The sequence below is a fragment of the Chitinophaga sp. genome (assembly GCF_036566945.1).
Classification (GTDB): Bacteria; Bacteroidota; Bacteroidia; order Chitinophagales; family Chitinophagaceae; genus Chitinophaga.
In genome coordinates this window covers 1-9,668 of record NZ_DATCVJ010000572.1, presented here as the reverse complement: position 1 = coordinate 9,668, position 9,668 = coordinate 1, and the positions used below count along the sequence as shown (strand labels likewise).

The window sequence follows — 9,668 nt, the reverse complement described above, 5'->3', positions numbered from 1 at the left end:
AAGCCCAGTTGACCGCTTCCCTGCTGTTTTAGCTTTACGACCGCATCGGGTGAGGAGAACAGCACCGCGTTCGGCTGATTGTTTTTCTCTGGCCATATATAGAAAGATACCGTATAGTCGTAGCCGATGCCTGCGCATTCGGTTTTAATATAACTATTAGTGCGTTCCAAATGAACAGCCTTCCGGCCTTTGTATTTGCCGGGAGCTGCATTCTGGAACACGAGCACGGTGCCTGGTTTTTGATGGGCCAGCAGCAGCAGTGAATCTGTCGGAAGTTTACCTCTTATATTTAGCCCCGGGCCTTCGCCGATGTTGGCTGCATGGGTGGAGAACGTGTCGTAGTTCATACGCTGTTCCTTGCCGGTCCACATTTTTTCTGCCAGCACCTGCATCGCAGGAAATACCCGGTCATGCACGTCTTTTACGGTGATGCCGTTGCCAGTATGATCGTTCCATACGGCAAAGGAGCCGCCTTTTATCTGGGGATTATTTTCATCGAATACCTGGTCGCCTATCATGGCAGGCGTCCACTTGTTATAAATATTTTTGGTGTTAAGATAGTCGTAATAGTAACCAGCTGCCGGCACTATGTAGAGCCATCCATCGGGGGTACTGATAGCGTCAAATCCCAGCTTCAGCATCTCTTTGGGGTCGGCATAGCCATTGTACCAGAGGTTCATGGTAACGCCGGCAGTACGCACTTTGGTTGTGCCGGGGTTGTTGGTAAGGGAACCCCATAGTCTTACCTTTTTGCCGTACTGTTGTCCCAGATCGATGTAATGATTCATGAAACTGCGGAATTGCTCAGATTCTGCCTTGCTGTATTCATCGGTGCCTATATGCACTACGTCGCCTCTGAATACAGGATTCGGTCCCTGCAGGTATTCTTTAAATACGTTGTCTATTACTTCGTAGGTCTTTGGGTTGTAGAGGTCCAGATGATCTTTGCCGTATTTAGTGCTGCCTATTTCCGGAAATACTTTGGTGAAAGCGAGAGAGTGGGCAGGAACATCTATTTCAGGAATGATGTTTACACCGAAACTATCTGCCAGCTCCTGGAGTGCAATGAATTCGGCTTTTGTATAATGCCCGTCTTTTGCCGTTAAGGCCGGATAGGTACTGCTTTCCAGTCTGAAAGCACTGTAGGTGCTGTCCCAGTTGTTATTAAAGAACTGCTTAAATCCCTGATCGTTGAGGTGGATATGGAAGTCGCTCATTTTGTAGTAAGACATGAACTTTACATACTCCCGGAGGAAGGACATAGGAAAGAATTTCCTGGCCACATCCAGTACAAAGCCTCTGACAGGCCAGTGAGGATAATCTGTAATATTTCCCTGTGGAATAGTACGTTGTTCCTTTGATTGTTCCAGTATCTGGAGCATGGTCCTGGTGGCCCAGAAACAGCCTTTAGCGGGGCCGCTGATGCGGATGCTGTTATCAATCACCATTTGATAAGCTTCCGCATTCTGTGTAGTGTCTGTGTTCAGGGTGAACAGGATATCGCCTTTGCCGGGTGTCCGATTTTCACTGATATCTATGTTGATGGTCAGATCCGGGTATCTTTCTGCCAGGTCGTTCCGGAAAGTAGTGATGTATGGCAGCAGGGTGTGCTGATCCTGTGGGGCCACAATAATCCTTACATGACCGGGAAGGGTGTAATAGCCGGTGCCTCCCTGCCAGCTATGGATAACAGGTATGGTAAACGGTATGGCATTGACAGGGCTTTGCGCAGAAGCGCTGTGAAGTTGTAAAATCAGGCTTAATAGAAAAAGCCAGGGAATCGAAGAATGCCTCACGCGATGCGCCAAAGGTGCTTTATTTTTCATGTGTTCATTGTTTTCTAAAATCACTGGAATAAACGGAGCGGCTTATAATTTGCCTTTTTCAGGAAGATGCATGGCTGGTTAAAGTATAAGTCCCGTGATATTCGGGCTGTAATATATTAGCATTATGGGAGGTAAACAACAGGAAACGGAAAAATCATTCGCGAACAAGCCGCTGTGTTCATCTTTTACAGGTAAATTTCTGACATGCTTATCTTGATGACTTCCTTGCTCAGGTGGTATGAGGAGGCCTTTTGAAGGGAATTCTCTAATTATACGAATCAATCTGGAAGACGTCATGGCATATTCCAAGGGCATTGCCATGACGGCAGTTGGAAAAAATTACTTTAAACTATATCTTTTCTATAAAACCTATGTCAACGCCCCGGAAACAATCGTCCTGACAACCTTTTTCAACATATCCACAATTGGATATCATCCCATTATTTTTCGATTCAAAGTAGGTGTCTGCATTATCTCTTTTCAACAACCAGGTATCTTTCGCTTCTTTGTATATATCGTCTAAGGTTTTGAGGGGATATCCGCTGTCATGCGAGCCAAGTTGGCTTCCATCCTCCAGCCATTGTTCTGTTGTCATGATCTGATTGGTTGCACGATCCACTGCTTTAACTACGTAAGACCGCTGAATAACTTTCCCTTCTTTTACGGTAATAATAGTCTCAGAACTGTATCCTGTCCAGGAAGAGGTATTGGACGCATAACGGTAGGAGTTGCCGGACGATTTTTTGAAGTTTATCCAGGCCTGATAGCTCTTGTTGAAATCGCTTTTATAAGCAATATTGTCTTTTTTACAGGATGTAAATAGGGAGCCTAATAGTAAAAACAGAAATAGGTAGATGTTTGCTTTCATATTTGTGGTTTGTTAAATTAAACGGAGCAGGATCAGTGAATGTTACTGATCGAGCCGGAATTATTTGACTAGGTATGTTTATTCGTCTTCACCCTTTTTGATGGATGGAATGCCTATATATAAAGTCAATCATTACTCATATACTTGAATTTTAATATGAAAAAAGTAATTCTCTGGAGTGCGCTGCTGCTTCCCTTAACTGGAATTTGTCAACAACAAACGGTTAGCGATACGGAGAGCCTGTCTGATCTGAACCTGCATGCGATAATGACTTTCCTGTCAAAAGATAGCGTACCTGAGCGCGATGTACAGGGAGATTTCAACATTTTAAATGCCATATTGAACAAAGACATGGGAGAGGGGGCATTGAAAAAAGAGATGGATGCATTGGATATGGTGAGGGACAGTATTGCCTTCTATCATTTAGTCACCACAAAGCCTGCAGCGATCTACCAGAAAAAACTACTACTGAAAAAACAATTTGTAGAGGAGCATCCGGACTCTTATGTAAGCCTATATGAACTGGAAGATAACAATGGCATGTACACCGCAGATAGCTATGCTTTGGCTTATGAAAAACTGAGCGATCGGCTTAAAAAAACATATGCTGCCGGGCGGATTCGCGATAGGATTAAAGAATGGAAGAAGCTAACGCCCACGGGTATACAGGCAGTAAACTTTACCCGAAAAGACCAGCATGGTAAAACCATACAACTGAGTGACTACCGGGGGAAATTAGTGTTGCTGGATTTTTGGGGTAGCTGGTGCGGGGCCTGCAGACAAAGTCATCCTCATTTAAAAGAGGTATATGAGAGGTATAAAAACAAAGGCCTGGAAATTATTGCTGTTGCCAATGAGAATGTACACAGCAAGGGCACACCCTTGAAGGAGCGTAAAGCAGCCTGGCTGGCAGCCATTAAAAAAGATGAGGTCAACTGGGTACATGTGTTAAACGATGAAGGCAGCGGAGGTGTGGATATCGTGAACGCCTATCAGATCAGCAGCTATCCGACAAAGATCCTGATCGATAAGGATGGCAAGGTGCTGATGCGTGTTTCCTCTCTCTTAAATGTAGAAATGGATCAAATGATTAAATCTATTTTGGAAAAGGAGGCGAAGAAATAACCTGGTCTTAATACCGACGATAGTAATCGGAGGCAAAGGGGTGCATAATGTAGGTTACCCGTTTTGTCGGCAGATTTTCCCCGCATATCTACTTCTTACAAATCGTGATAGGATACGCTCTAGTTTTGTACCATAAGCATTTTTTTATGAAAGCAGCTACAGAACGAAAGATCATCCGCTGGTTACATATCCTCCTCAGCATTCCCATATTAGGATATATCTATGGACCGGTAGCATCCAATCCACCCGCTGCAAATGCAGTACGTTGGGTGTTTTTGCCGGTAGTGGCATTGAGTGGTCTTTGGATGTGGAAGGGACACTTGTTAAGGAAGAAGTTGAACAGGCGGGGGAAATGATGAATTGCTGGAGTGTAGTAACAATCCCTCCTTGTTATATCTATGTATGTCTGGAGCACTGTCAAAAGGGCTTCACGGAAGATATAATTATCTAGCATCAAGATCACATCTTAATGCTAGATAGTATTAAGCTTTGTCACGGTATTTTCAACTTGTGATTAGGAGCGCCTCTCGTCAATTGAGAGGAGCATTTAATTTGAACAATGAAACTTAAATCAAAAAGGGAAAGTTAACTCCATTGAATAAAGTAGCGGATTTTCTGGGTGTGAACATATATCCCTGATGTAAACTTCCATTCATTATTATAATACCAAAGAAATCTAACCCAATCTCGTTTTAAAATAGCTATCCTGTACTTATGTTTGATCTCAATTTTAAACCGCGAAGTGCGAAACTAGCCTTGGGTTCCTATTGCTTAACATTTAGCATATTCAATCTATCACAACAATACAAAAATGGAGTTAAGAAATCAATTGCAGTATAAGACACTAATTGGGATCAAGCTAATTGCATTAGTATTGGTAACAACATTTCAATCCTGCATGGACAAATCAGACTTGACAGTAAGGATAATTAATAAATCTAAAAGCAAAATTTATGTAGGTGCTTTATTTGGATGTGATTCTTGTTCAATCATGCAGGATGTGCGGGCTTATTGCTTAAGAGGCGCCAACGAAAGCGCATATCCCAAGGTGATAGACAAAAATGAAACAGCCAAAATGTATGCTAAATACCTGGGAAGTATAAGAATCTATGTAATCAATCTGGATTCTTTGGATAGCTACTGCAGATTGGGTGGACCTGATGACATAAGCAAAGAAAAATGGGTGAAAATTATGGGAAATACCAATATTAAAGAGAGCAATAAGTATTGTGAGTTTGTTGTAAAGTAACTTTATTTTGGATACGGCTAAATAGCATAAATATCAGATTTACCTTACTAACCAGTTTTTACAAGCTATTCTGGGTTTTAATAGAATTTTACTGGTATTTTAAGCGTACTTTACTGGTCTTAAATCTATGTTATGGCACAGAAAGCAGCTTCGAACTTATTTTCAGGGGAAATCCCTGAAAATTATGACGAATTTCTCTACTCCCTGTTTTTTGAACCCTATGCTATTGACCTGACCGAGCGCATTATTGCGTTGAACCCTAAAAATATATTAGAAGTAGCATGTGGTACAGGGATCGTTACCCAACACTTGTTGAAAGCCATTCCTCCATCGGCCACTATAACGGCTACTGATATAAACCCTGGCATGTTGGCGCTGGCCAAACAAAAGGTGGCGAATGACGACCGGGTTAAATTGCAGGTGGTGGATGCACATGCGCTGCCTTTTGAAGACAACTCATTTGATTGTATTTTCGCACAGTTCGGCGTCATGTTCTACGGAGATAAGCCTGCAGCATATGCAGAAGCCATGCGGGTACTGCAGCCTGGAGGTACATTTATTTTCAACACCTGGGATGCCATGTCGGAGAATCCTATTGCACTGATTGCGATGGAATTGCTGACTGAATATTTTCCCGATAATCCCCCCTCTTTTTTTAATATTCCATTTTCCTATTTCAATCCGGATGTGATCAAAGCTGATTTGATGCAGGGTGGCTATAAGAATATCTCCATAACGAGCTTAAGTGCTACCGGTAAAGGTGCTAATTCCCTGGATATCGCGAGGGGACTACTAAAAGGCACTCCTATGTACAACGAAATTGCGGAACGGAATTATGATTTACTACCCGTATTAATTGAAGCATTGAGCGCAAGATTAACCACGGTATATGGAAGTGAAAATCTGAAAGTTCCATTAAAGGCTTTTGTTGTAACGGCTGAAAAATGAGGTGGTCTTCTCATATTTTTTATGGAAAGCTAATTCCCGATATGTTCCTTGCAGCAGCCACAGATGCCCCTGTTGGCAGCTAACATGGAAAATTACGTATGGCTTCGTATCTTAACCAGCAAAAAAGGATATGTTTTTTGTCAGTGAAGTAGTAACAACGGAACCAGCTGAATTTCACTCGCCATTACAGCAAATGGTGTATGAACTGTTCAAAGAAAAAGGTGTGGCGTATGAGCGGGTAGACTGTGATCCTGCTATCACCATGGAAGACTGTATCCGGATTGATGACAGACTGAATATGAAAACGGTTAAAACGCTTTTTCTCTGTAACCGGCAGCAAACTAATTTCTACCTGGTAATAACAACGGCGGGAAAGCCTTTCATAACAAAAGATTTTAGCGCAGCGCTGGGCGTTTCCCGGGTGTCCTTTGCCTCCGTTGATTTGCTCCAATCCATTCTGGGAACACCTGTTGGTGCAGCCACGGTACTGGGCCTGCTGTCAGACAAAGAAATGAAGGTACAGCTGGTGGTCGATAACGATGTTCTTGCAGAAGAATGGTATGGTTGCAGCGATGGTACCACCACCAGTTATCTGAAACTCTCCACTGACTGGGTAATCAATGAATTTATTCCTTCCACCAGGCATACGCCGAAATTTGTGCAACTATAACAATGAGCCATACAGACAAGTAATTTGAGCCGTAAAGGAAAATGATAGTCGCCCCTAAACCTTCACCTTTGTATCATTGATCATAAAATTTGAAACCATGACAACAATAACAAAGATGGCCCTGGGCAAAAACGGCCCGCTGGTATCGAAGCTCGGATTAGGTTGTATGCGGATGTCGCCGGTGTGGGGTGGTAAAACAAATGATGAAAGCGAAAGTATTGCTACTATACAACAGGCGCTGGACAGCGGCATCAATTTCCTGAACACAGGTGATTTCTATGGCGCCGGCCATAATGAACTGCTGGTGGGAAAAGCCATCAAAGGCAGAAGGGACGATGCTTTCATCAGTGTTAAATTTGGCGCTATCTTCTATGGTGGTCAGTGGCTGGGACTGGACCTGCGACCTATGGCTATTAAAAATTTCATCAATTATTCATTGGTACGTTTGGGTATTGATACCATTGATCTCTATCAGCCATGCAGACTCGATAACAGCGTGCCCATTGAAGACGTCATAGGAACGGTGGCCGACCTTATCAAGGAAGGGAAGGTGCGTCACCTTGGTGTTTCTGAAATCACCGCTGACCAACTCCGCAAGGCCCATAGCGTGCATCCCGTAACGGCATTGGAAATAGGTTATTCCCTCGCCGACCGCCAGATAGAAAGCGACCTGCTTCCCACCGCCAAAGAACTGGGTATAGGCGTGGTAGCATTTGCCAATACGGCTGAAGGATTATTGACCGGCGAAATGAAAGCACCTCTGCCAGCCGGCGATTACCATCATCATTTCTCTCGTTTTCAGGGAGATAACCTGGTAAAGAACCTGGAAAAAGTAGCACTTCTGCAACAAATGGCCAAAGACAAAGGATATACCCCTACGCAACTGGCGATCGCCTGGGTAAATGCCCAGGGAGAGCATATCATGCCGTTGGTAAGTATGAGTCGCAGATCAAGACTGCCGGAAAATATCGCCGCCATGAACATTCATTTTACGCCGGAAGAGCTGCACGCACTCAATACACATTTTGCTCCGGGCGCCATTCTGGGAGGAACCTACCTGCAGCGATAGCATGCCTGGACGTACATTCCGCGGGTTTAATATCTTTGTAAAATGACAAATAGGACTGATTTAATTCCCGGCGTCATCTTTTTCTCTTATCACACAGATATGATAAAGGAAAAGGTGGCATTCCTGGAGCATAAAACACTGGTATTCCTGGTGGCAGGCCATTTCAAAATGGAAACCGCGCATGAAAGGGTCACGATGGATCAGGGAGAGATGCTGCTGATTCAAAAGAACCAACTGGCGGAAATTACCAAAATGCCGTCGGATGGTAAGGAATATCAGACTATTATCATTCGCCTGACAGAAGATATACTCAGGATGATCGCGCAGGAAGAGCAAATTGAAACAAGTATGAAATATACAGGGCCTGCAAATATTCCTATCTCCGGAAATGACTTTTTGCAGGCTTTCTTTCAATCCCTGCTGCCATATGCGCAGCATCCGGAAGCGAAAATTACGAATGCGGTAGCGATACTTAAAATAAAAGAGGCGGTGTACCTGCTCCTGAATTCCAGACCGGAACTCAGAAAATTCTTGTTCGACTTTTCAGATCCGTATAAACTGGACCTGGAAAAATTTATGCGCAGTAATTTTCACTACAATATTCCTGTTAGCAGGTTTGCGCAACTTACAGGCAGAAGCCTGGCGGCATTCAAGCGTGATTTTCAAAAGATCTTTGGTATGGCGCCACGACAGTGGTTACTGGAAAGACGGCTGGAACAAGCCCGGCACCTGTTGGAAAAAAAGAATAAGAAACCATCTGCTTTTTACCTCGACCTGGGTTTTGAAAGTCTCTCTCATTTCTCACATTCTTTTAAAAAGAAGTTTGGGAAAACGCCCAGTGAATGGGTGGTTTAGCCGACGGAGCCCCCATATAGCTATAATATATTCATGGTATGGGTGATTTGCGGATTTGGCATTATCTTGCCGGCTCGTAAATTTGGACAATGAGGAAAGGAAGAATTTTGTTGAGGACGGTGTGCGGACTGGTGATGATGCTCCTGCTAATTGCCGGTGAGGCAGGTGGACAGTCTGTGGTAAGCCCCGAAATGCCGGGTTGGTTAGTCCAAAACAATCAAGGAGATACAGCTAGCTTTACCGCCTGGAAGAAGAAGGGAGAGGCATTTTTGGATAAGCCGGGCTCTTTCGAACCTGATATGAAAATGGCTTTCCAAATCGCCGATCAGATGGAAGCATTAAGTAAAAAGTTGAGATACCCGGCAGGACTTGGGCTAAGTAAACTATTAAGAGCAAAAGCTTACCGGGAATCCGGTCATGCCAGTGATGGCAGAAAGATCAGTGAAGAAGCCATTCGTCTTTTATCTGTATATGGAACGCCCAGGTTAAAAGCAGAAGCGATATTGGAACTTGGAGGTTCCTATTCCAATTCGCCAGAGGACCTTCCTCAAAAAATCAGGTTATACCGACTGGGGACTGATATTTATCAACGTTTGGGCGACAGCCTTTCTGCTGCAAAGTTGAATGAGTTTATAGGAGATCTGTTACTCGTGAATGGGCAGTTTACCCAGGCACTGGAGTTGTTGAATACGACGCTATCCATGTACCAAAAAATAGGTTATACGCGGTTACAGGGAATATATTCGATTATGGGAGAAGCCCAGCACGAACTAAATAATTTCACGCAATCGCGTCGGTATAACTTACTGGCAGTAGAAGTAGGAGAAAAGTTGGGAGATACAAGCCCTTTGATGACCACCGTATACAACCGTGTTGGACTCAATTATTATAGCGTTAAATATTATGATCAGTCAATTGAATATTTCAATAAAGGGCTGGCTGTAGCGAGGACCAACCAGGATACCGGGAGTATTAAAACCATGCTTATCAATATTGCGGATGTGAGCCGCAACAAGGGTGGATTCAGAAGAAGCATTGATAGCTTGTTGGTTAGTGCA

The 9,668-nt window shown here is 43.6% G+C and carries 9 protein-coding genes and 1 pseudogene; 8 read left to right on the top strand and 2 right to left on the bottom strand.

Annotated elements, in window-relative coordinates:
- A partial coding sequence (locus tag VIP81_RS17420; protein WP_331963667.1) for a family 20 glycosylhydrolase occupies positions 1–1,826 on the bottom strand: 1,826 nt, incomplete at its 3' end.
- A gap of 349 nt (positions 1,827–2,175) precedes the next feature.
- Entirely contained in the window at positions 2,176–2,694 is a 519-nt protein-coding gene (locus VIP81_RS17415) for a hypothetical protein (RefSeq protein ID WP_331963664.1), read from the bottom strand.
- A 156-nt stretch (positions 2,695–2,850) separates the two neighbouring features.
- Between VIP81_RS17415 and VIP81_RS17410 the strand changes: the two genes are divergently transcribed.
- The 8 genes and pseudogenes from VIP81_RS17410 to VIP81_RS17375 form a co-directional block, all read left to right on the top strand.
- A complete protein-coding gene (locus VIP81_RS17410; protein ID WP_331963661.1) occupies positions 2,851–3,819 on the top strand; it encodes a TlpA disulfide reductase family protein in 969 nt (322 codons plus the stop codon).
- 146 nt (positions 3,820–3,965) lie between these two features.
- A complete protein-coding gene (locus VIP81_RS17405; RefSeq protein WP_331963658.1) occupies positions 3,966–4,175 on the top strand; it encodes a hypothetical protein in 210 nt (69 codons plus the stop codon).
- Between the two features lie 542 nt (positions 4,176–4,717).
- The gene (locus VIP81_RS17400; RefSeq protein WP_331963655.1) at positions 4,718–5,068 is read left to right on the top strand and encodes a hypothetical protein; all 351 of its coding nucleotides are present in this window, start codon (positions 4,718–4,720) and stop codon (positions 5,066–5,068) included.
- Between the two features lie 132 nt (positions 5,069–5,200).
- Complete coding sequence (locus VIP81_RS17395; protein ID WP_331963652.1) at positions 5,201–6,016, top strand: class I SAM-dependent methyltransferase; 816 nt, start codon at positions 5,201–5,203, stop codon at positions 6,014–6,016.
- 130 nt (positions 6,017–6,146) lie between these two features.
- Complete coding sequence (locus VIP81_RS17390; RefSeq protein ID WP_331963649.1) at positions 6,147–6,686, top strand: prolyl-tRNA synthetase associated domain-containing protein; 540 nt, start codon at positions 6,147–6,149, stop codon at positions 6,684–6,686.
- 97 nt (positions 6,687–6,783) lie between these two features.
- Positions 6,784–7,755, top strand: a complete 972-nt coding sequence (locus VIP81_RS17385) for an aldo/keto reductase (protein ID WP_331963646.1) — start codon at positions 6,784–6,786, stop codon at positions 7,753–7,755.
- 42 nt (positions 7,756–7,797) lie between these two features.
- The gene (locus VIP81_RS17380) at positions 7,798–8,610 is read left to right on the top strand and encodes an AraC family transcriptional regulator (RefSeq protein ID WP_331963643.1); all 813 of its coding nucleotides are present in this window, start codon (positions 7,798–7,800) and stop codon (positions 8,608–8,610) included.
- An 89-nt stretch (positions 8,611–8,699) separates the two neighbouring features.
- A pseudogene (locus VIP81_RS17375) lies at positions 8,700–9,668 on the top strand (hypothetical protein); the annotation flags it as partial.

Coding starts and splice junctions, on each gene's coding strand:
- VIP81_RS17415 (WP_331963664.1), bottom strand. CDS start 2,694: ATGAAAGCAAACATCTACCTATTTCTGTTTTTACTATTAGGCTCCCTA.
- VIP81_RS17410 (WP_331963661.1), top strand. CDS start 2,851: ATGAAAAAAGTAATTCTCTGGAGTGCGCTGCTGCTTCCCTTAACTGGA.
- VIP81_RS17405 (WP_331963658.1), top strand. CDS start 3,966: ATGAAAGCAGCTACAGAACGAAAGATCATCCGCTGGTTACATATCCTC.
- VIP81_RS17400 (WP_331963655.1), top strand. CDS start 4,718: ATGGACAAATCAGACTTGACAGTAAGGATAATTAATAAATCTAAAAGC.
- VIP81_RS17395 (WP_331963652.1), top strand. CDS start 5,201: ATGGCACAGAAAGCAGCTTCGAACTTATTTTCAGGGGAAATCCCTGAA.
- VIP81_RS17390 (WP_331963649.1), top strand. CDS start 6,147: ATGTTTTTTGTCAGTGAAGTAGTAACAACGGAACCAGCTGAATTTCAC.
- VIP81_RS17385 (WP_331963646.1), top strand. CDS start 6,784: ATGACAACAATAACAAAGATGGCCCTGGGCAAAAACGGCCCGCTGGTA.
- VIP81_RS17380 (WP_331963643.1), top strand. CDS start 7,798: ATGACAAATAGGACTGATTTAATTCCCGGCGTCATCTTTTTCTCTTAT.